The sequence below is a fragment of the Cryptosporangium minutisporangium genome (assembly GCF_039536245.1).
Lineage (GTDB): Bacteria > Actinomycetota > Actinomycetes > Mycobacteriales > Cryptosporangiaceae > Cryptosporangium > Cryptosporangium minutisporangium.
Genome location: NZ_BAAAYN010000026.1, coordinates 109,648 through 131,301, shown reverse-complemented (window position 1 = coordinate 131,301; position 21,654 = coordinate 109,648). Strand labels below are relative to the sequence as shown.

The 21,654-nt window shown below is 72.3% G+C and carries 16 protein-coding genes; 12 read left to right on the top strand and 4 right to left on the bottom strand.

Annotated elements, in window-relative coordinates:
* The first annotated feature begins 69 nt into the window (after window positions 1-69).
* From ABEB28_RS21135 to ABEB28_RS21095, 9 genes are all read left to right on the top strand, one after another.
* On the top strand, window positions 70-486 hold the full coding sequence (locus tag ABEB28_RS21135; RefSeq protein ID WP_345729885.1) for a DUF6504 family protein: 417 nt from the start codon (window positions 70-72) through the stop codon (window positions 484-486).
* A complete protein-coding gene (locus ABEB28_RS21130; RefSeq protein WP_345729884.1) occupies window positions 483-992 on the top strand; it encodes an SAV_6107 family HEPN domain-containing protein in 510 nt (169 codons plus the stop codon). Before ABEB28_RS21135 ends, ABEB28_RS21130 begins: the two co-directional genes overlap by 4 nt.
* A gap of 187 nt (window positions 993-1,179) precedes the next feature.
* Window positions 1,180-1,983 (top strand): hypothetical protein, encoded by an 804-nt coding sequence (locus tag ABEB28_RS21125; RefSeq protein ID WP_345729883.1) that lies wholly within the window; start codon window positions 1,180-1,182, stop codon window positions 1,981-1,983.
* Window positions 1,980-3,542, top strand: coding sequence for a DNA polymerase Y family protein (locus ABEB28_RS21120; protein WP_345729882.1), 1,563 nt, complete (start codon window positions 1,980-1,982; stop codon window positions 3,540-3,542). The genes ABEB28_RS21125 and ABEB28_RS21120 overlap by 4 nt, the downstream gene beginning before the upstream one ends.
* 61 nt (window positions 3,543-3,603) lie before the next feature.
* Window positions 3,604-6,936, top strand: coding sequence for an error-prone DNA polymerase (locus ABEB28_RS21115; protein WP_345729881.1), 3,333 nt, complete (start codon window positions 3,604-3,606; stop codon window positions 6,934-6,936).
* A 51-nt stretch (window positions 6,937-6,987) separates the two neighbouring features.
* Entirely contained in the window at window positions 6,988-7,710 is a 723-nt protein-coding gene (locus tag ABEB28_RS21110) for a methyltransferase domain-containing protein (RefSeq protein ID WP_345729880.1), read from the top strand.
* Entirely contained in the window at window positions 7,707-8,921 is a 1,215-nt protein-coding gene (locus tag ABEB28_RS21105) for an alkaline phosphatase family protein (protein ID WP_345729879.1), read from the top strand. Before ABEB28_RS21110 ends, ABEB28_RS21105 begins: the two co-directional genes overlap by 4 nt.
* Before the next feature lie 142 nt (window positions 8,922-9,063).
* The gene (locus ABEB28_RS21100; RefSeq protein ID WP_345729878.1) at window positions 9,064-10,350 is read left to right on the top strand and encodes a DNA polymerase IV; all 1,287 of its coding nucleotides are present in this window, start codon (window positions 9,064-9,066) and stop codon (window positions 10,348-10,350) included.
* Between the two features lie 201 nt (window positions 10,351-10,551).
* On the top strand, window positions 10,552-10,968 hold the full coding sequence (locus tag ABEB28_RS21095; protein ID WP_345729877.1) for a DUF3040 domain-containing protein: 417 nt from the start codon (window positions 10,552-10,554) through the stop codon (window positions 10,966-10,968).
* Between the two features lie 245 nt (window positions 10,969-11,213).
* Here ABEB28_RS21095 and ABEB28_RS21090 read toward each other — a convergent pair whose 3' ends face one another.
* The 4 genes from ABEB28_RS21090 to ABEB28_RS21075 form a co-directional block, all read right to left on the bottom strand.
* On the bottom strand, window positions 11,214-13,547 hold the full coding sequence (locus ABEB28_RS21090) for a transglutaminase TgpA family protein (RefSeq protein ID WP_345729876.1): 2,334 nt from the start codon (window positions 13,545-13,547) through the stop codon (window positions 11,214-11,216).
* Window positions 13,544-14,986 carry a DUF58 domain-containing protein gene (locus ABEB28_RS21085; protein ID WP_376981179.1) on the bottom strand — a complete coding sequence of 481 codons (1,443 nt, stop codon included), beginning with the start codon at window positions 14,984-14,986 and terminating at the stop codon, window positions 13,544-13,546. The genes ABEB28_RS21090 and ABEB28_RS21085 overlap by 4 nt, the downstream gene beginning before the upstream one ends.
* Window positions 14,987-14,996: 10 nt before the next feature.
* A complete protein-coding gene (locus ABEB28_RS21080; protein ID WP_345729929.1) occupies window positions 14,997-15,983 on the bottom strand; it encodes an AAA family ATPase in 987 nt (328 codons plus the stop codon).
* Window positions 15,984-16,115: 132 nt separating this feature from the next.
* A complete protein-coding gene (locus tag ABEB28_RS21075; RefSeq protein ID WP_345729874.1) occupies window positions 16,116-16,445 on the bottom strand; it encodes a hypothetical protein in 330 nt (109 codons plus the stop codon).
* A 152-nt stretch (window positions 16,446-16,597) separates the two neighbouring features.
* Between ABEB28_RS21075 and ABEB28_RS21070 the strand changes: the two genes are divergently transcribed.
* The 3 genes from ABEB28_RS21070 to rsmH all read left to right on the top strand — a co-directional run bounded on the left by ABEB28_RS21070 (window position 16,598) and on the right by rsmH (window position 21,602).
* Window positions 16,598-19,522, top strand: a complete 2,925-nt coding sequence (locus ABEB28_RS21070; protein WP_345729873.1) for a leucine--tRNA ligase — start codon at window positions 16,598-16,600, stop codon at window positions 19,520-19,522.
* 329 nt (window positions 19,523-19,851) lie between these two features.
* Window positions 19,852-20,283 carry a division/cell wall cluster transcriptional repressor MraZ gene (gene mraZ, locus ABEB28_RS21065; protein ID WP_073252599.1) on the top strand — a complete coding sequence of 144 codons (432 nt, stop codon included), beginning with the start codon at window positions 19,852-19,854 and terminating at the stop codon, window positions 20,281-20,283.
* A gap of 281 nt (window positions 20,284-20,564) precedes the next feature.
* On the top strand, window positions 20,565-21,602 hold the full coding sequence (gene rsmH / locus ABEB28_RS21060; RefSeq protein ID WP_345729872.1) for a 16S rRNA (cytosine(1402)-N(4))-methyltransferase RsmH: 1,038 nt from the start codon (window positions 20,565-20,567) through the stop codon (window positions 21,600-21,602).
* The last annotated feature ends 52 nt before the right edge of the window (window positions 21,603-21,654 follow it).

Here is a 21,654-nt window from a genome sequence, read left to right as displayed (position 1 = left end):
TCTGCCTTCCCCTCGAGCGGCGCCGGGTGCCCATCCGGGCACTCGGCAGTACGGCGTGGAGGGGAAACGGTGACCGAGGAGACCGAGGTCCGGCGCGGTGGTGGCGCGGACGCTCCGGTGGAGTTTCGCTGGAACGGTCAGATCCACCGGGTGCGTGAGGTTCTCACGCACCACCGCATCCGACACTCATCCCGGTCAGCCCCCTCCTCCACGCGTCCCGACCTTCCACCACCTTCCCCGCCCGTGGTGGACGAGCTCGAAGCCCGCCGGCTGGCGCGTGCCGCCGATCCGGAGGACCCCACCGAGCTGTCCACCCCACCGCCGGCCGCATCCCGTCCACCTGACGAGGAGGTCTGGCGGGTCCTGGCGAGCCCGTCGGCATTGCAGCCGGCCCCCGCCCTCGCCGGCGTCTTCGACCTGCGCTTCGACTGGACTGTCGGGCGCTGGACCGTCACCAGGATCGACATCCTCGAGGAGGAAGAATGACTTATCCGGTCCCCGTCTCGGTCCGGCCGTCCACGGCCGTCGGCGACGCATCCGGGGGGACGCCGGTCTCGGTGCCGGCCTCGGCGCTGCCGCACCGCACTCCGCGGGAGCTGCTCGCCCTGGCCAGGCACGGGCTCGGGGAGGCCGCGGTCACCCAGTCGGCCGGTCCCCGCTACGCCACCGCGCACCTGGCCGCTCTGCGAGCCGCCGCGGCTGTGCTGGCAGTCCGGGCGCGCCCGCTCCCGCCGGGCGTCCGCCGTCCCCGGTCGCGGCCGACCAGCGTCTGGGTGCTGCTCACCCAGGTGGCTCCGGAGATGGGGGAGTGGGCCGCGTTCTTCGCCACCGCCGCGGTGAAGCGGGCCGCCGCCGAAGCCGGGCTGCCCCGTGCGGTGACCACGCGCGAGGCCGACGACCTGCTCCGCGACGCGGAGCGCTTCTGCGCGCTGGTCGAGACCACGCTCGGATTTCCGGCCCAGCTGCCGGAGAGCGCACCCCGCGCGGGCTGAGCGGGCTGTGCGGTCGGGGAAGGCCGCACGAACACCAACGCTGTTCCGCCGGTTCCGGGCGGCAGTACGGGCGGAGACGATCAGGGGGCGTTGGCGCGATGCATGCGCAACGGGGGAGTGGAGCAGACGGGGCGCACCCGCTGCGCGCGCTCGGGCGGTGCCCGGCGGAGATGGGCGGGTGGTCGCGGTGAGTGCGAAGGCAGCTGCTCGGGCCGCGCTCGCCGAGAAGATCACGGCGGCGTCGACGCTGACGCAGAAGCACCAGGTCACCGACTTGCTGCCGGTACCGGAGCCGCTGGAGCCGCTGTTCGGAGCCGGTGGGCTGCCGCGCGGCTCGACGCTCGCGGTCGGCGGTTCGACCAGCCTGCTGGTCGCGCTGCTCGCGGCGGTCTCGAGCGCCGGATCCTGGTGTGCGGTCGTCGGACTGCCGACGCTCGGCGTGGTCGCTGCGGCCGAGGCCGGCGTCAGGGTCGACCGGCTGGCGCTGGTGCGTGAGCCCGGCGCGGATCCGGCTGGGGTGGTGGGGGCGCTGCTCGACGGCGTCGATCTGGTGGCGGTGGGGAACCCGGGGATGCTCGGGCTCGCGGAGGTACGCCGGTTGGCGGCACGCGCCCGGCAGCGCGGAGCGGTGCTGGTCGGGATCGGCTCCTGGCCCGGTGCCGACCTGCGTCTCTCGCTCACCGACGCGGTCTGGCACGGCGTCGGACGGGGCGACGGGCGCCTCCGGCAGCGCCGGGTCACGGTGGTGGCCGAGGGGCGTGGCGGCGCGGCACGGCCCCGGCGAGTAGTGGTGGTGCTCCCGACCGCGGACGGTCGGATCGCGCCGTTCGTCCAGCCGGCCGCGGTGCCCGCCCGTCCGGAGCCGATCGGGCGGCCAGAACCGGTCGGGCGGCCGGAACCCGTCGGGCGGCCGGAGCCGCTGGGGCGGACTCCTGCCGTTCGGATCCGGCCGGTCGTGCCGGACCTCAGAACCGCCGTGGAGGCGGGATGAGCGCCACCCCCACGCGGGTCGCGGCCGTCTGGGCGCCGGACTGGCCGGTGGTCGCCGCCGCATCCGCCGCCGACGTTCCGCTGCACCTCCCGGTCGCGGTGCTCGCCGCGAACCGCGTGGTGGCCTGCTCCGAGGTGGCCAGGGCCGAGAACGTCCGCCGTGGCCTGCGCCGCCGGGAGGCGCAGGCGCTCTGCCCCGATCTGGTGCTGCTCGACGCCGACCCCGATCGGGACGCGCGGGCGTTCGAACCGATCGTCGCGGCGGTGGAGGAGCTCGCTCCGGGCGTCGAGATCGTCCGCCCGGGGCTGTGCGCGTTCCGGGTCCGCGGCCCCGCCCGCTACTTCGGATCGGAGCCGGAGGTCGCCGAGCGGGTGGTGGACGCCGTCGCCGCGGCGTGCGGCGTCGAAGTGCTGGTTGGTGTCGCCGAGGGGGTGTTCGCGGCCGCACTGGCCGCCCGCCACGGCGGCATCGTTCCGCCCGGGGAGAGCCCGGCGTTCCTGGCGCCGCTCGACCTCACGGTGGTCGACCGGCCGGACCTGGTGAGCCTGATGCGACGGCTGGGCGTCCACACCGTGGGTGACTTCGCCGCGCTACCGGCCCGGGACGTCCTGGCCCGGTTCGGCCCGGACGGCGCGGCCGCGCACCGGCTGGCCCGTGGGCTGGAGCCCCGCCCGCTGGTGGCGCGACTCCCGCCGGTGGACCTGTCGGCCCGCCGGGAGATCGATCCGCCGGCCGAGCGGGTCGACACGGTCGCGTTCGTCGCCCGGACGCTCGCCGAGGAGTTCGCCGAGCGGCTCGCCGCCCACGGGCTCGCCTGCACCCGGCTGATCATCGAGGCCGCGACCGCGAACGGTGAGGAACTGAGCCGAACCTGGCGGCACGACGGCGTGCTCACCGTCGCCGACATCGCCGACCGCGTCCGCTGGCAGCTCGACGGCTGGCTGACCGGGCGCTCGCGGGAAGACCGGCCGACGGCGGGCGTCACCGTGGTCCGGCTGGCGCCGGAGGACGTCGTCGAGCACGGCGGCGCGCAGCTGGGTCTCTGGGGCGACACCGGCGCCGACGACGAGCGGGCGCACCGGGCGCTGACCCGGGTGCAGGGCCTGCTCGGTCCGGACGCGGTGGTGACGCCGGTCCTCGGCGGCGGTCGCGACCCGGAGAGCCGGGTCCGGTACGTCGCCTGGCGTGACGCCAGGGAGCCGGCGTTGCCCCTCGAACCACCGTGGCCGGGGCGACTCCCCCCGCCCGCCCCGGCCACGGTGCCCCCCGGTCCGCCTCCGGTCAGCGTCCTCGGGGCCGACGGCGAGCCGGTCGGGGTGACCGGCCGGCACCTACTCACCGGTCTGCCTGCTCAGGTGCGGCTCGGCAGCGGTCCCGGCCGTGACGTCCTCGGGTGGGCCGGTCCGTGGCCCGCCGACGAGCGCTGGTGGAGCCCGGTGCAAGCCCGTCGGCGGGCCTGGCTGCAGGTCGTGCTGGACGTGGCCGAGGGCACCGAGCCGTCGGCCTTGTTGCTCGCGCTGGAGGGCGGTAGCTGGCAGCTCGTCGGTGTCTACGACTGAGATCCGCCGGCTCGTCCGGCGTCCGCATCAGTAGTTGTTCGGGTGGGAGGGGAGCACGGACATGGGGTGGGGCAATCCACCTGTGCCGTGGAAGGAGCTGGAGCGCGCGCTCTCCGGGGAGATCCCGGACGGCGGCGACGCCCCCGGCTGGTCGCGGAAGCGGGAAGCGTACGAACCGGCGCCCGCGGCCCGCCCGCGGGAGACCGTTCCCTACGCCGAGCTGCACTGCCACTCGAACTTCAGCTTCCTCGACGGCGCCAGCCACCCGGAGGAGCTGGTCGAGGAGGCGGTCCGGCTGGGGCTGACCGGGCTCGCGCTCACCGACCACGACGGGATGTACGGGGTGGTCCGGTTCGCCGAGGCGGCCGCCGCCCACGGCCTGGCGACGGTGTTCGGCGCGGAGCTGAGCCTGGGGCTGTCCGGCCCGCAGAACGGGATGGCCGATCCGGAGGGCGACCATCTGCTGGTGCTCGCCCGCGACCCGGACGGTTACCGCCGGCTCTGTACGGCGATCAGCGAGGCGCACCTGCGCGGCGAGGAGAAGGGGCGGCCGGTCTACCGGCTGGACGAGCTGGCCGAGGCCGCCGACGGGCACTGGCTGGTGCTCACCGGCTGCCGCAAGGGCACGGTGCGGCGGGCGCTCGACGCCACCGGCGCCGACGGGACGCTCCCGGTCGTCGACGGGCCGCGCGACGCCGACCGGGCGCTGCGGAGCCTGATCGACCGGTTCGGCCGGGACAACGTCGTCGTGGAGCTCACCGACCACGGCGACCCGCTGGACTCCGAGCGCAACGACGTCCTCGCCGCGCTCGCCGCCGAGCACCGGCTGCAGCTGGTCGCGACCAACAACGTGCACTACGCGGCGCCGGCCCGGCGCAAGCTGGCCACCGCACTCGCCGCGGTCCGGGCCCGGCGCAGCTTGGACGAGATCGAGGGCTGGCTACCGGCCGCGGCCACCGCCCACCTGCGGTCGGGTACGGAGATGGCCCGGTTGTTCGCCCGCTACCCGGGTGCGGTGGCGAACGCCGCGAAAATAGCCGCCGAGTGCGCGTTCGACCTGCAACTGATCGCCCCGAACCTGCCCGACTGCGAGGTCGGGGCCGGTCACACCGAGATGAGCTGGCTGCGGCACCTGACCGAGATCGGTGCCCTCGACCGGTACGGCACCCGGAAAGAGCGTCCGGACGCCTACGCCCAGATCGACCACGAGCTGGACGTGATCGAGCGGCTCGGGTTCCCCGGCTACTTCCTGATCGTCGAGTCGATCACCACCTGGTGCAAACAGAACGACATCTTCTGCCAGGGCCGGGGCTCGGCCGCCAACTCCGCGGTCTGTTACGCGCTGGGCATCACGAACGTCGACGCGGTGGGGTACGGGCTGCTCTTCGAGCGGTTCCTCGCCCCGGAGCGGGACGGGCCGCCCGACATCGACCTCGACATCGAGTCCGGCCGTCGCGAGGAGGTCATCCAGCACGTCTACGAGACGTACGGACGCCGCCGGGCCGCCCAAGTCGCGAACGTGATCAGCTACCGGCCGAAATCGGCGATCCGTGACGTCGCCAAGGCGTTCGGTTTCTCACCCGGCCAGCAGGACGCGTGGAGCAAGCAGCTGGAGCACTGGGGGAAGATCGGCGAAGCCGAGGTGCCCGCGCCGGTGGCCGAGATGGCCGAGCAGCTGTTGAAGTTCCCCCGTCACCTGGGCATCCACTCCGGCGGCATGGTGCTCTGCGACCGGCCGGTGACCGAGGTCTGCCCGATCGAGTGGGCCCGGATGGAGAACCGCACGGTCCTGCAGTGGGACAAGGACGACTGCGCGGCCGCCGGGCTGGTCAAGTTCGACCTGCTCGGGCTCGGCATGCTCACCGCGCTGCACTACTGCCGGGACCTGGTGCGCGACCACCACGGGCTGCTCGTCGACCTGCACCGGATCCCGCTGGACGACAAGGCCGTCTACGCGATGCTCTGCGAGGCGGACTCGGTCGGGGTGTTCCAGGTCGAGAGCCGGGCCCAGATGGCCACGCTGCCCCGGTTGAAGCCGCGGGAGTTCTACGACCTGGTCGTCGAGGTGGCACTGATCCGGCCGGGGCCGATCCAGGGCGGATCGGTGCACCCGTACATCCGGCGGCGCAACGGGCAGGAGAAACCCCGGTACGCCCACCCGCTGCTGGAGAACGCGCTGCACAAGACGCTCGGCGTCCCGCTGTTCCAGGAGCAGCTGATGCAGATGGCGGTCGACGTCGCCGGGTTCAGCGCGGCCGAGGCCGACCAGCTGCGCCGGGCGATCGGCTCGAAACGGTCCCCGGAGCGGATGGACGCGCTGAGGGATCGCTTCTACGCCGGCATGGCCGCGAACGGCATCACCGGCGAGCTCGCCGACCAGATCTTCGGCCAGCTCGCCGCGTTCGCGAACTTCGGCTTCCCGGAGAGCCACGCGATGAGCTTCGCCGCGCTGGTGCTCTACAGCTCCTGGTTCAAGCGGTACTTCCCAGCCGCGTTCTGCGCCGCGTTGCTCGCCGCCCAGCCGATGGGGTTCTACTCGCCCCAGTCGCTGGTCGCCGACGCCCGGCGGCACGGCGTCACGGTGCGCGGGCCCGATCTCAACGCGAGCCTGGCCAAGGCCACGCTGGAGCCGCTGGGCGTGCCGGACGGCCCCTCGGCGTTCCCACCGCCGGGGACACCACCCCGGCTCGACCACGCGGTCCGGCTGGGGCTCGCCGCGGTCCGGACGATCGGCGACGACCTGGCGGACCGGCTGGTGGCCGAGCGAGCGGAGCACGGCCCGTACACCGACATGACGAACCTGACGCAGCGGATCGCGCTCACCACCGCGCAGGTCGAGGCGCTGGCCACGGCCGGGGCCTTCGACTGTTTCGGGCTCTCCCGGCGGGCCGCGCTCTGGGCCGCCGGCGCGGTGGCGCAGGGGCGGCCCGACCGGCTCGCCGGGGTCGTGATCGGGGTGGAGGCGCCGATGCTGCCCGGGATGTCGGAGGTCGAGGAGGCGATCGCGGACGTCTGGGCGACCGGGGTCTCGCCGGACAGCTACCCGACGCAGTTCGTCCGTTCGCAGTTGGACGCCCGGGGCGCGGTACCGATCGCGTCGCTCGGTGCGTTCCGGGACGGGAGCCGGGTGCTGGTCGGTGGGGTGGTGACGCACCGGCAGCGGCCGGCGACCGCGGGCGGCGTCACGTTCGTCAACCTCGAGGACGAGACCGGGATGCTCAACGTCGTCTGCACGCAGGGGGTCTGGACCCGGTACCGGCGGGTCGCGCGCGGCTCGGCGGCGCTGCTGGTGCGCGGACGGCTGCAGAACGTCGAGGGTGTGATCGGCGTGAGCGCGGAGGTGCTGGAGCCGTTGCCGCTGCGGGTGACGTCGACGTCGCGCGACTTCCGGTGAGCCGCGGCACTAGGGTCGACGGGAACGATCTCGAACTCCGGAGGTGCTCCAGTGCCCCGCACCCGCACGCAGGCCAACCCGCGCTACGCCGTGGTCTGGGCCGTGCTGAACGCGGAGCTCGACCGTCGTGCCGCGACCGACGGTGCCCCCGCGCACGTCGTCGACGCCGGCGGCGGTACCGGCGGCTTCGCGGTCCCGCTGGCCAAGGCTGGGCACCGGGTCACGGTGGTGGATCCGAGCCCGGACGCGCTCGCCGCGCTGGCCCGGCGGGCCGCCGAGCGTGACGTCGCCGACCGGATCACCGCGTACCAGGGCGACGCCGACGATCTGCCCAACCTGGTCGAGCCCGGCACCGCCGACGTGGTGCTCTGCCACAGCGTCCTGGAGGTCGTCGACGATCCCGCCCGGACGCTCGCGGCGGTGGCCGCGGCGCTGCGTCCCGGTGGGTGCGCGAGCGTGCTGGTGGCCAACCGGGTCGCGACGGTGCTCGCGCGGGCTCTGGCCGGGCACTTCGGTCAAGCCCAGGACGCGCTCAGCGGCGACCTGGAGCCCCGCCGCTATGACTTGGAGGCGCTCGCCGCGCTCGTCACCAAGGCCGGCCTTGCGCCCGAACGGTGGCACGGTGTCCGGGTGCTCGCCGACCTGGTGCCGGGCGCCGTCGTCGACGTCGAGCCCGACGCGCTGGAGGCACTGGTGGCACTCGAACTGGCGCTGGCCGAGCGTCCGCCGTACCGGGACATCGCTACCCAGCTCCACGTCCTGGCCCGGCGGTGACGACCGCCCCTCCGGCCGAGCCCGGCGGCTCGACCGCGCTCGGTGCGCCGGTCCCACCCGCGTACGGGCGTCGGTCCGCGGCGGAACTGCTGCCGGCGGCGGTCCGGGCGCTCGGCGTCCGCCTCGACGAGGCGGACGGTCAGTCCCCCGACGGCGAATACTCGGACCGGCTGCGGCTACCGGCTGCGAACCGGGTCTGCGTCTTGATCGTGGACGGTCTGGGCACGGCTCTGCTGCGGCAGCACACCGCCGACGCGCCTTTCCTCGCGTCGCTCGACGGGGAGCCACCGCTGACCGTCGGCTTCCCGTCCACGACCGCGACGAGCATGGCCGGCTTCGGCACCGGGCTGCCGCCGGGCGAGCACGGGATGTTCGGCTACCAAGTGCGCGATCCCGAGCGCGGTGTGCTGCTCAACCTGCTGCGCTGGGACAAGACGACCGTGCCGGAGCGGTGGCAGCCCCGGCCGACCGTGTTCGAGCAAGCGGTGGCGGCCGGCCTACCGGGGTTCCACGTCGGTCCGGGGGCGTTCGCGCAATCCCCACTGACCCGAGCGGTCTGGAGAGGGCCGGAGTACCGGCCGGCGGACAGCCCCGGCGCATTGGTGGCCCGCACGGCGGAGGCGGTCGCTGAACAACCGCGCTCGCTGACCGTCGCCTACTACTCGACGGTCGACGGCACCGGGCACGTCTACGGGTCGCGTTCGGCCGCCTGGCGGCACGAGCTCGCGGTGGCCGACCGGATGGTGGAGCGGCTGGCCGCGGCGCTGCCCCCGGACGCCCTGCTGGTCGTCACCGGTGATCACGGCATGGTCGACCCTCCCGTCCGGATCGACCTGGACGCTTATCCCGCGCTCGGCGAGGGGGTGGCACTGCTCGGCGGCGAGGCGCGGGCCCGGCACGTGTACGCGGTCCCCGGCGCCGCGGACGACGTCCTCGCGGCGTGGGCGGAGACGCTCGGCAACGCTGCCTGGGTGCTCTCCAGGGACGCGGCGGTGGAGGCCGGCTGGTTCGGGCCACGGGTGCGGCCGGAGCTGCTGGGACGGCTCGGTGACGTGATCGTCGCGGCGGGCCCGGAGACCGCGCTGATCGCGACCGAGCAGGAGCCCCGCGAGTCCCGCCTCGTCGGCCTCCACGGTTCGATCGCGCAGTCCGACCTCGAGGTGCCCCTCCTCCTCGCTCGAGAGGGTCGAAGTGTCGGAGGCACCGCCTAAGCTCCGAGCATGCTCCCCGAACTTCGGACCTGGAGCCCGTCGTGGGCGGGGCTGACGTCCGCGCGCGAGGCCGCCGCGACCTTGCTGTGGTCTCAAGGCCTTGCGCGCGGCTGTCAGCGTCGTTCACGACGGGCCGTGCAGCATGGGTAGGAGTCAAGGGCTGGGGCGGGTGGGGCCGGGGGACGGGTCCGCCGACGACACCGGGTGCCGGATCCTGCACGTCGACATGGACGCGTTCTTCGTCTCGGTCGAGGTCCGCCGCGATCCCTCGCTGCGGGGACGCCCGGTGGTGGTCGGCGGCACCGGCCCACGCGGGGTCGTCTCGTCCGCCAGCTACGAAGCGCGCCGGTTCGGGGTGCGGAGCGCGATGCCGACCGCCCGGGCCCGGCGGCTGTGTCCACAGGCCGTGTACATCCAGCCCCAGCACGGCGCCTACACCGAGGTATCCACCGCGGTGATGAAAATCTTCCGCGACGTCACGCCGTTGGTCGAGCCGCTCAGCCTCGACGAGGCGTTCCTCGACGTCGCCGGCGCCCAGCGGCTGCTCGGCTCCCCGGCCCGGATCGGGCAGTTGATCCGCGAGCGGGTCCACGACGAGCAGCAGATCACCTGCTCGGTCGGCGTCGCGACGACCAAGTTCGTGGCCAAGCTCGCTTCGACGCTGTGCAAGCCCGACGGTCTGCAGGTGGTGGCGGCCGACGGCGTCCTCGATTTCCTGCACCCGCTCCCGGTCGGTGCGCTCTGGGGCGTCGGCGACCGCACGGGCGAGCAGCTCGACCGGCTGGGTCTCAAGACCGTCGGTGACCTCGCCCGGCTGCCGTTGCCGGTGCTCCGTCGCTCGGTGGGGGCGGCGCAATCCGCTCACCTGCACGCGTTGGCCTGGGGCCGCGACCCGCGGTCGGTCGTCCCGGACACGGCCGACAAGTCGATCGGGGCCGAAGAGACGTTCGACGTCGACCAGTCGGATTCGGAAACGATCAATCGGGAACTACTCCGTCTAGCGGAGAAGACGGCGGCCCGTCTGCGGTCGACCGGGCAGGTGGGGAGAACAGTCGTGATCAAGGTACGGTTCGCGGACTTCTCCACGGTCAACCGGTCGCGCACGTTGCCGTCGCCGACCGACGGCACCCAAGAGATCTACGACACAGCGCGGCGATTGTATGTTGGGTTGTCGCCCACGATGCCGATCCGTCTGGTCGGTGTCCGGGTGGAAGGGATCGGTTCGGCGGCGGCAGTCGCTCGCCAGCCGACGCTCGGGGAAGCCGACCGCGGCTGGACCGAAGCCGACCGCGCGGTGGACGCGGCAGTGCGGCGATTCGGAATCGGTGCGGTTCGTCCGGCGGCGTTGGTGCGTCCGGCGGATCGTGGGGAAAGAAAAGGTCAGAAGGTCCCGAAAGAGGGCTACGGGGAGGGAAACGGACAGCCGTGATCGGGTTTCGGAGCAGTGAACACCGCCTCTCGACCGTGTCCTGTCCGGTCCCCGACTACCAGCGTGGCCGTCTGTCTTTCCGACATCGCGGACCGCTCGTAAACTCATGGTCGGAAAGCCGCAATGGCCGTTCCACGGCGGTCGCCCATGTCCGGGCTTCCGGATCGGTTGGAGCGGCCCTGAAGAGCGGGGAGGAGTGCCGTGCCGCTCTCTGAGAACGAGCAAAGGCTGCTCGAGCAGATCGAGCGCGGCTTGCTCGCGGATGATCCGAAGTTCGCGGACAAGGTGCGCTCGACCGACCCCCGGCATCGCGCAGTCCGACGTGGTGCGCTCGCGGTCGCTCTGTTCCTCGCTGGTGTTGCGATCATGGTCTTCGGCCTGGTCAGCAAGATCGCCCCTGGTGGAGTGCCGCTGCTGGGGATCCTCGGTTTCGTCGTGATGTTCGGTGCCGCCGTGCTGGGGGTCCAGTCCTACCTGTACACCGGACGCGGTGAACAGAGGCCCCTCCACGCCGTCGGTAGCGAGCCGAAGACCAAGGGACGGAGCCGGGGGCACCGGTCGTCGCTTCTCGATCGCCTCGAGGAGCGGTGGCGGCGCCGGGCCGACGAGGATCGCTGACCGCAGCGAGCGGGGAGCGTCGACCGTCGTCGGCACTCCCCGTCTTCGAGTACCTCTGCGCTGACCGGTAGCACCGGTCAGCGCAGGCGTCTCAGGTGACGCTCCCGCACGCAGTTTTCACAGTGGCCGCGCCCGCTCCGGGCGGCGGCCACTGTGTTTCTTGTCACCTCGACACCGGGCCGCCCAGGTGTGCCACGCGGCCGGGCACCGCCCACGGGAGGTCCCGCGTGGGCGGCTTCCCGGGGCTACTTGCCGCGCGCCCGCTGGGGGAGCGAGCGGACGGCCGAGCCGACGCGCTCCAGCGTCGAGGCCGGCACGAACTCGGCCATGATGCGGCGTCGCCGTGGCGTCCGCTGGTGCAGCGCCGCCCGTACGGTGACGACGGCTTGGGCCAGCCCGGGCACCGCCGTGACGCGCGGCGCGTACCGCGCTTGCTCCTCCGCCTGCGCCAGCAACGCCAACGCTCCTTGCGCCGAGCCGTCCAGCCCGTCCGCCCGGAGCCGTTGAGCCAGCACGCGCGGTGTGTCCGCGCTGGTCTCCGCCGCGCTGTCCAGGTCGACGAGCGTGTCGACGACCTCGTCCCACGCCGCGTGTGCAGCCGCAGCCGGGTCGCCGCCGCCGACCGCCGCCACCAGCCGCTGCGTCCGCACCCAACGTCGCACCAGGGCAGGCGCGATCACCAGCGCCAGCACCACGAGGCCGCCGAGCGCCCAGATCAGGATCGTGCGGATGATCTCCAGCAACGACGGCCCGTCGTCCTTGTCCTTGTCCTCGTCCTTCTTGGCGGTGTCGACCGACTTGCTCGGCGTCGGCTCGGCCCTGGGGGCGGCCGGCGCCGCCGCGGCCTCCCTCTCCTCGGCCGGGGTCTGGCCGGTGACTTCGCCCGGATCGGTGACCTCGCTGTCGACCCAGGCCAGGTCACCGGACTGCCCCGCGCCATCCGCCGGCGTCGGGTCGAACGGCACCCAGCCGATGCCCGCGAAGTGAATCTCCACCCAGGCGTGTGCGTCGTGGCTGGTGACCGACCAGAAGTCGCCGTTCCGGGTGCCGCCCCCGAAGCCGATCGCCACCCGGGCCGGGAGCCCCGCCAACCGGGCCATGTACGCCATCGCGGACGCGTACTGCTCGCAGTAGCCGCGCCGGGTTTCGAGGAACGAGACGATCGCGCTCTCGGTGGTGCCGGCGGCCGTCTTCAGGTCGTAGACGAAGCCGTTCTCCGTGGAGAAGAAGCTGTTGAGCGCGACGGCCTTCTCGTACTGCGAAGTCCTGCCCTCGACGAGTTCGTCCACCTGCCTCTGCACGCTGGCCACCGGATCGTCGATCTCGGTGTACCGGCGGACGAGGTCGCTGTTCGCCTGCGGCTCCGGCGCGTCCCGGAGCATTTCGGAGCTGTAGACGACCCGCCGGGACTGGAACGAGTACTCGAGCCCTTCGGTGGTGTCCACGGTGCTGAACACGGCTTCCGAGCCGCGGTCGAACCGCCAGTCGCCGTCCACCTCGACCGAGGTCGGGTTGGAGTAGAGCGGCAGGTAGCGCGACTGGCTGAGCCCGACGATCTCGATCGACGACTCCTGGGAACGAGTCGGGATGCCCGCGTCGATGCCGGAGACGTTCGGCACGCCGTTGCGCACCCGGGCCTCCGGCTTGGCTTTCATGTCGCGGAGCGTCCAGCCGCTGCCGTTGAACCGCTCCAGCGTGGCCAGCTTCAGGTAGAACGGATCGGCGTCGTTGGTGCGGACCCGCAGCATCTCGACCGGGTCCTCCTGGTTGAGCTGTCCGCGCAGCTCGGTGACCGGGTTGATCGCGGTGACGGTCCGGCCGCTGCCGGTGCCCGGCAGACCGCCCTTGAACAGCGAGTGCAGGCCCTCCGCGGACATCGCCGGGACACCGGCCGGCAGCAGCACGGCCAGGAGGATGCCGAACACCGCGAGTCGGCCGGCGACCAGGGCTCCGACTCCGCGCAGCGGGTCCGGGGCAGCGGGGTTGCCGGTACCGAACGGTCGGCCCCAGCGCCGCAGCGTAGTGCCGTGCTGAGCGGCGAGCAGCCAGCAGAAGCCGGCGGCGCCGAGCGCGAACGGGAGCCAGCCGATGCCCTCGCGGTCGACCGCGACGGGCACCGTGTACAGGCCGAGCAGCGGGAGACCGGCCAGCGCAGCCCGCCCGAGCACCGACGCGAGGAGGTCGACGAGGATCGCGACCAGTCCCACACCGCAGACCGCGAGCAGCAGGATTCCGGGCCGGGGCGGTACCGGGGCGGCCAGCTCGGCGATGTCGGCGAACGCGGTGGAGACATCGGTGCGGAGGCCGGCGATCGTGGCCGGCGTCGGGACGATACCGAGGAAGCGATCGTGCCCGAACACGACCGTGGTGTAGAGCAGCACGGCCACCGCGCCCACCACCGGCTGCAGCCAGGGCGGCGTCCGCAGCGCGCGAGCGCCGACGCCGGCCAGCGTCACGACGATGATGCTGCCGGCGACCACCGGCAGCCAGGACCAGCCCTCCAGGACGCCGGTCAGCGACGTCGCGGACAACAGGGTCGCGATGCCCGCGACCATCGAGACGTGAGTGCGTCGGTTCATCCAGCCGCTCCCGGGCGCCCACCGTTGCCGTTGGTGGCGCCGAACCCGTTGGTGGTTCCGTAACCGTTCGTCAGGCCGTGCCCGTCGGGCACCCCGATGCCGTGCGAAGCCCCGTAGCCGTTCGTCGTCCCGTGGCCGTTCGTCGTCCCGTAGCCGGATCCGGCGCCTCCGGACGAGGGTCCGATCGCCGCACCCGGCCCCGCGCCGTGCCCGCCCGCCAGCGTCCACAGACTGCTGATGCGCGCTCCCGGCCGTGCCGGGAGCACCCTCCACCCGGCGGCCGAAAGGCGGCCGATGTTCTCTTGGTACTTGCGGTCGGCCTCGGCCTTCGCGCCGGCCGGCAGGGACGCCCACGCGGTCGAGTCGATCAGTACGGCGATCGACGTGCCGCCGGTCCGCGCGGCGGCCAGCCGGCTGCACTCTTCCGGGCTCAGCAGGCCGACGATCGCCACCAGTAGCTGGTCACGCTCGTGGTGGAACCGGTCGAGGGCCATGCCGAGCGACTGGATCCGGCTCGCCTCGATCTCGGCCAGCAGCCCGAGCGCGACGCTCTCGCCGGTGGGTGTCGTGATCGCCTGGTCGGTGCCGGCGTCGGTGACCAGATGCAGGTCGAATCCGGCCCGCAACAGGTGACAGGTGATGCTCGCGGCCGTACTCACCGCCCACTCCAGGCTGGACGCCGGGCCGCTGCCGCGGTGGGCGCCGAACCGGGTGTCGAGGAGGACGGTGCCGGTGGACTCCCGAGGCTGCTCCTCCCGGCGCACCATCAGCTCGCCGGTGCGGGCGGTCGACCTCCAGTGCACCCGGCGGCGGTCGTCGCCGTGGCGGTACTCGCGGGTGCTGACCGAGTCCTCGCCGCGCGCCATCGTGGACCGCGGCTGGCTGGAACTGGTCCCGGACCGGTCGCCGTCCAGCGTGATCGCGGCCAGCGGAGCGACCTGCGGGGTGACGATGATCCGCTCGGTGCGGGTGAACGACCTGGTGAGCTCGCAGAGGCCGAACGGGTCCGAGAGCCGGACGGTCAGCGGCCCGATCTCGTACCGGCCCCGGACGTCCACCCGGATCGGGTACTCCACGCTGCCGGACTGCCGGCTGGCCAGCCGGTCGAGCACGAACCGCGGCGGCTCGCCGAGCGCTGCGGGCAGCTGTTCCTCGAGCAGCAGGACGCCGGTCGGGACGCGGGACAGGTTCTCCAGCCGCAGCGTCACGGCGGCCGGCATGCCCGCCTGGATCCGGGCCGGATGGACCGCACGGGTGCAGGACAGCCGGTATCGCGTCCGGGCCACCGCGATCACGGCCAGCACCGGGAGCGCCGCCAGCAGGCCGGCGACCTGGAGGAGCTCTCGTTCACCAAGCACGAACGCGGACAGCGTCGCGGCCGCCGCGGCCGCGAGGAAACTGCGGCCGCGGGTCGTGAGACCCCGGAGGGCGGCTCGGATCACGCCGGCCTCATCGGGGGCGACGCCCGCCCCTGGCGTCCGGCACCGGAACCCTGGCGACCAGGTCGGCGAGGATGACCTCGGCGGTTCGCCGGTTGAAGACGGCTTCCTCGGTGGGGATCAGCCGGTGGGTGAGCACCGGAGCCGCCAGCCGCTGGATGTCGTCGGGAAGGACGTAGTCGCGGCCCTCGATCGCCGCGAACGCCCGCGCGGTGCGGAGGAGCTGCAGGCTGGCCCGCGGGCTCGCGCCCAGCCGTAGGTCGGGGTTGTTGCGGGTGGCGCTGACCAAGTCGATGACGTACCACTTGACCGGCTCCGCGACGTGGATCCGGCGGACCGATTCGACCAGCACCCGGATCTCGTTGCCGTCGCACACCGGCCGCAGCCCGTTGAGCGGATCCTCTTCGCCGTGCCCGTCGAGCATCGCCAGCTCCGACCGACGGTCGGGGTAGCCCATCGCCAGCCGGGCGGTGAACCGGTCGCGCTGCGCCTCGGGCAGCGGGTAGGTACCGGCCATGTGCGTCGGGTTCTGGGTGGCGACGACCATGAACGGGTTCTGCAGCGGATAGGTCACGCCGTCGACCGTGACCTGGCGCTCCTCCATGCACTCCAGCAGCGCCGACTGCGCGTGCGGCGACGCCCGGTTGATCTCGTCACCGACGACCAGGTTCGCGAACACCGGGCCCGGCTTGAACTCGAACGAGCGGGTCTCCGGGTTGTAGATGCTCACCCCGGTGACGTCGGACGGCAGCAGGTCGGGGGTGAACTGGATGCGCCGGACCGAACCGTCGATCGAGCGGGCGAGCGCCTTCGCGAGTTTGGTCTTTCCGACACCGGGCACGTCCTCGATCAAGAGGTGACCCTCGGCCAGGAGAACGGCGACCGCGAGCGTGATCGTCGACGTCTTGCCCTCGATCACCCGCTCGACGTTGGCGACGATCCGGTCGGTGACGAGCCGGACACCACCGAAATCAGCCGGTGGACCGTAGTTCTCCAGAGTGCCGTGCGTCGTCACCGACTGCCCTCTTCCTCGGGCCGCTGCGGGAGCGGCTCGGACGGTACTGCGAGCGCGGATCCGCGGCGCTGCGCAGGATCTACCTGGGATTACTGAGGCGGAACTCCAGCCTGGTTACGTTGCGTCCCCGAGGGTGCACAACAGCCAGGAGTCGTCCGGACCTGTCGCCATTCTTCCAGGATCCAGCTCGACCGCCAGGCGATCCGCGCTGCCCAGCACATCCGTACCGTTGTGCACTGTTTTGTCAGGCGGCGTCAGGCGGTTTACGGCGTCGGCGATCGGATCGGGGTAGCGGTATAGTGCCGTCATGGTGAGCGCCGAGGTATCCACCCCTGTGGCCGGCACCCAGTCTCCTGGCGCCGGGCTGCTCCTTATCGTGCCGTGCTGACGCGCGGCACGCCGTCGAATACCGACGGTGGAGCCACCAACGCGGTCGGTCAGCACGGCTACCCCTCCTAGGTGAATTCCTTTCGACCGACCCTGAGGGCGGTGCCCAGCCTGCGAGATCAGGTGAGGTTGAAAAGAGTTCATACGAGGGGTTTTTTCGTGTCTCGAGCCCTCCCTTATCCAGTCTTTTCAGTCCAAGGAATCCCACGATGAGCGAGCAGAACCCCGGCGAGACCGGCTCCGGCGTCGCGGCCGCCGACGCGCCTGCCCACCGCTACACCGCCACGCTGGCCGCGGCGATCGAGAAGCGCTGGCAGGACCGCTGGGAGGCCGAGGGCACGTTCCACTCGCCGAACCCCACCGGTCCGCTGGCGGCTCCGACGCCCGGCTGGCACAACGACGGCGGCCGGCCGATGTTCGTGATGGACATGTTCCCCTACCCGTCCGGTGCCGGCCTGCACGTCGGGCACCCCCTGGGGTACATCGGCACCGACGTCTACGCCCGCTACCACCGGATGCTGGGCTACAACGTCCTGCACCCGATGGGTTTCGACGCATTCGGCCTGCCCGCCGAGCAGTACGCGGTGCAGACCGGCACCCACCCCCGGAAGACCACCGAGGAGAACATCCAGCGCTACCGGGCGCAGCTGCGCCGGCTGGGCTTCGGCCACGACAGCCGCCGAGCGCTGGCCACCACCGACGTCGGCTACTACCGCTGGACGCAGTGGATTTTCCTGCAGATCTACAACTCGTGGTACGACCGCGACGCCGGCAAGGCCCGTCCGATCGCCGAGCTGGAGGCCGAGTTCGCGGCCGGCACGCGTTCGACGCCGACGCCCTGGGCGGAGATGTCCCGGGTCGAGCAGCGCAAGCTGGTCGACAGCTACCGGCTGGCCTACCTGTCCGACGCGCCGGTCAACTGGTGCCCCGGCCTGGGCACGGTGCTGGCCAACGAGGAGGTCACCGCCGACGGTCGGTCGGAGCGCGGCAACTTCCCGGTGTTCAAGCGGCGGCTGCGCCAGTGGAAGATGCGCATCACCGCCTACGCCGATCGGCTGGCCGACGACCTGGACCAGGTGGACTGGCCGGAGTCGATCAAGGCCATGCAGCGCAACTGGATCGGCCGCTCGACCGGCGCCTACCTGGACTTCCGGGTAGCGACCGGCGCTGCGGACGGCGAGGCCCGCGGACGGCACTCCGCCCCGGCGGCCCCGATTCGGGTGTTCACCACCCGCCCGGACACGGTCTTCGGAGCGACGTACCTGGTGCTGGCGCCGGAGCATCCCCTGCTGGACGCGATCGTCCCGGACGAGTGGCCGGCCGACGTCCCCGCCTCCTGGAAGGGTGGCGCGGCCGGGACCGGTGGCGCGCCCACGCCGGCGGACGCCGTCGCGGCGTACCAGGCAGCCGCGTCCGCGAAGTCCGATATCGAGCGGTCCGGGGACGCGCGGCAGAAGACCGGTGTGTTCACCGGCGCGTACGCGATCAACCCGGCCAACGGTGAGCGGCTCCCGGTGTTCGTCGCCGACTACGTGCTGACCGGCTACGGCACCGGCGCGATCATGGCGGTGCCCGGCCAGGACGAGCGCGACTGGGAGTTCGCCGAGGTCTTCGGCCTGCCGATCATCCGGACCGTGCAGCCGACCGAGGGCTTCGACGGGAAGGCGTTCACCGGCGAGGGGCCGGCGATCAACTCCGGCTTCCTGGACGGGTTGGGCGTCGCCGAGGCCAAGAAGCGGATCCTCGACTGGCTGGTCGAGAACGGGCACGGCGAGGCGACCACCACCTACAAGCTGCGCGACTGGCTGTTCAGCCGTCAGCGGTACTGGGGTGAACCGTTCCCGGTGGTGTACGACGAGGACGGTCTGCCGGTCGCGCTGCCCGATTCGATGCTGCCGGTGGAGCTGCCGGAGATCGACGACTACTCGCCGCGCACGTTCGACCCGGACGACGCGGACACCGACCCGGAGCCGCCTCTGGCGCGCGCCGACGAGTGGGTGACGGTCACGCTGGACCTGGGTGACGGCCCGAAGCAGTACCGGCGCGAGACCAACACGATGCCGCAGTGGGCCGGTTCGTGCTGGTACGAGCTGCGCTACCTGGACCCGACCGACGACGGCTCGTTCGTCGACCCGGCCAACGAGCAGTACTGGATGGGCCCCACGCCCGCCAAGCCGGCCGGCGGCGTCGACCTGTACGTCGGCGGCGTCGAGCACGCCGTGCTGCACCTGCTGTACGCGCGGTTCTGGCACAAGGTGCTGTTCGACCTGGGCCACCTGCGCTCGTCCGAGCCGTTCGGGCGGCTGTTCAACCAGGGGTACATCCAGGCGTACGCCTACACCGACGAGCGCGGCACGTACATCCCGGCGGACGAGGTCGTCGAGGAGAACGGCGTTTACACCTGGCAGGGCCGGCCGGTGAACCGCGAGTACGGCAAGATGGGCAAATCGCTGAAGAACGTCGTCACTCCGGACGAGATGTGCGCCGACTTCGGTGCCGACACGTTCCGCGTGTACGAGATGTCCATGGGTCCGCTGGACGTGTCGCGTCCGTGGGAGACCCGCGCGGTCGTCGGCTCGATGCGGTTCCTGCAGCGGCTGTGGCGCACCGCGGTCGACGAGGAGTCCGGCGCGCTGCGGGTGACCGACGAGCAGGCCGACGAGAAGACCCGGCGGCTGCTGCACCAGACCATCGAGGGCGTCCGCGGTGACCTGGAGGGCCTGCGCACCAACACGGCGGTCTCCAAGCTGATCGAGCTGACCAACCACGTGACGTCGGCTTACGGCAACTCCGCCGGAACGCCGCGCGAGGTCGTGGAAGCGATGGCGCTGATGGTGGCGCCGTTCGCCCCGCACCTGGCCGAGGAGCTGTGGGAGAAGCTGGGCCACGAGGAGAGCCTGACCTACCACCCGTTCCCGGTCGCCGATCCCGCCCTGCTGGCGGCGGCCGAGGTCGAGTACCCGGTTCAGGTGAACGGCAAGGTGCGGGCCCGGATCACGGTCCCGGCCGACGCCGACCGGGACGCCGTAGGCGCGGCCGCGCTGGCCGAGCCGAAGGTCGCCGCGATGCTGGGCGGCGCGCAGCCCCGCAAGCTGATCGTGGTGCCGGGCCGGATCGTGACGATCGTGGCCTGACGCCGAGCACCCGCCGCGGAGGCGGGTGACGTACTTCACCGGGCCGGTGCCCCCGAGTGGTCGGGGTCACCGGCCCGGTGTGTTAGAGCCCACCGTCGCCCCGTCGTGGCCCCCGGTGGACCTCCGCCACGCTCCCGTTGCGCACGGTGCTGGAGCGTCGCTCGGGTGTGCCAACCTGCTCCACTCCCGCTCCACCGCCCTGACCTGCGGAGACATCACCCGGATACCTGACCGCTACGGGTTTGAGTCGTTGACGGTGGGGGGAAGTGGAGTACAGTGGGGCGTGATGGAGCGTCTGGGATGCTCCATTCCAGGGGGTGGTGAGTGCGATGTTCCTTGGCACGCACACGCCCCGCCTGGACGAAAAAGGTCGGCTCTTCCTGCCGGCGAAGTTCCGCGACGAGCTGGCAGGAGGATTGGTGGTGACGAAAGGGCAGGAACGATGCCTCTTCGTCTTCCCGATGGCCGAATTCAGCCGCGTCGCCGAGCAACTCCGCGCGGCTCCCATGACGCACAAGGCGGCCCGGGCCTACAGCCGGGTGTTTTTCGCCAGCGCCCACGACGAGGTCCCTGATCGCCAAGGGCGCATCACGATCCCCGCTCACCTGCGCGAGTACGCCGGTCTCGACCGGGACTGCGTGGTGATCGGGGCGAGCACGAGGGTCGAGATCTGGGACCGGCAGGCCTGGGACAACTACCTGGTCGAGTCCGAGGAAGCGTTCGCCGAGGTCGAGGAGGAGGTGCTGCCCGGGGTGTTCTGACCCGCGGCGATGAGGGGGCTCACGGCCGCGACACCGAGCAGACCCCACGACATCGCAGAACGAACTGATTCAAGGGCCGGACGAGGCCCGTGACGTGAGGTCTCCAGCCGCTTGGCGGTCCTCCTGGCGCACCTTCCCCGGCGCCAGGCCACGCGAAGCGGATGGGGACCTGGCGACACGGTCAGCCACCCGGCCTTCGATACCGGAGACAAGGTCACCGGAGACGGGTCACCGGAGGACTGAGTCACCGGAGGGACGCGCACCGGAGCCAAGGGGGCGGCATGGCGGACGACCAGACGTGTGCGCACGTCCCGGTCCCCGGCAGTGCTGGCAGCGCCGCTCCCCACTCGGATGTGCACGTACCGGTCTTGCTCGACCGGTGTCTCGAACTCCTCGCGCCGGTGGCGAGCGTCCCCGGCGCGGTCGTCGTCGACGGCACCCTGGGCCTGGGCGGCCACACGGCCGCGCTGCTCGCCGCACACCCCGATCTGACGGTCGTCGGGATCGACCGGGACCCGGAGGCGCTGCGCCGCGCCGCTGAGCGTCTCGGCCCGGCCGCGGCTCGGGTCCGGTTCGTGCACGCGGTCTACGACGAGATCCCCGAAGCGCTGGAGCAGGCCGGGGTCGAGGCGCCGGACGGTTTCCTCCTCGACCTGGGCGTTTCGTCACTGCAGTTGGACGAGGACGAGCGGGGTTTCTCCTATTCCCGGGACGCTCCGCTGGACATGCGGATGGACACCACTCGTGGTCCGACCGCGGCCGAGATCCTCAACACCTACTCGCAGAACGACCTGGCTCGGATCCTGCGGACGTACGGCGAGGAACGGTTCGCGCCGCGGATCGCTGCGGCGATCGTCCGGGAGCGAGCACGGACTCCATTGAGCTCCAGCGCGCGCCTGGTCGAGCTGGTCCGCGACGCGATCCCGGCAGCGGCCCGACGGACCGGGGGCAACCCGGCGAAACGCACGTTCCAGGCGTTGCGGATCGAAGTCAACGGCGAACTCGACGCGCTGCGGGACGCGTTGCCCGCCGCCTTGGACGCGGTCCGACCCGGCGGGCGCATCGTCGTGATGGCGTACCAGTCCTTGGAGGACCGGCTGGTGAAGCAGGCGTTCGCCGCGGTGACCCAGGACCGGACGCCGGCCGGGTTGCCGGTCGAGCTGCCCGAGTACGGCCCCCGGTTCCGGGCGCTGACCCGTGGCGCCGAGACCGCGAGCCCGGAGGAGATCGCGGCCAATCCGCGGGCCGCGCCGGTGCGGCTGCGCGCGGTGGAACGGCTCGGTGCGGCGACGTCCGGTGGAACGGCGGAACGCCGCTGAGCGAGGTGAACGGAACGGGCTCGGGGCCACCGAACGGCTTCGGACTCGAGGA

What these genes read in the sequence shown, in the direction of transcription:
- ABEB28_RS21130 (WP_345729884.1), top strand. Translation starts at nt 483, where the DNA reads ATGACTTATCCGGTCCCCGTCTCGGTCCGGCCGTCCACGGCCGTCGGC.
- ABEB28_RS21120 (WP_345729882.1), top strand. Translation starts at nt 1,980, where the DNA reads ATGAGCGCCACCCCCACGCGGGTCGCGGCCGTCTGGGCGCCGGACTGG.
- ABEB28_RS21115 (WP_345729881.1), top strand. Translation starts at nt 3,604, where the DNA reads ATGGGGTGGGGCAATCCACCTGTGCCGTGGAAGGAGCTGGAGCGCGCG.
- ABEB28_RS21100 (WP_345729878.1), top strand. Translation starts at nt 9,064, where the DNA reads ATGGGTAGGAGTCAAGGGCTGGGGCGGGTGGGGCCGGGGGACGGGTCC.
- ABEB28_RS21090 (WP_345729876.1), bottom strand. Translation starts at nt 13,547, where the DNA reads ATGAACCGACGCACTCACGTCTCGATGGTCGCGGGCATCGCGACCCTG.
- ABEB28_RS21070 (WP_345729873.1), top strand. Translation starts at nt 16,598, where the DNA reads ATGAGCGAGCAGAACCCCGGCGAGACCGGCTCCGGCGTCGCGGCCGCC.
- mraZ (WP_073252599.1), top strand. Translation starts at nt 19,852, where the DNA reads ATGTTCCTTGGCACGCACACGCCCCGCCTGGACGAAAAAGGTCGGCTC.
- rsmH (WP_345729872.1), top strand. Translation starts at nt 20,565, where the DNA reads ATGGCGGACGACCAGACGTGTGCGCACGTCCCGGTCCCCGGCAGTGCT.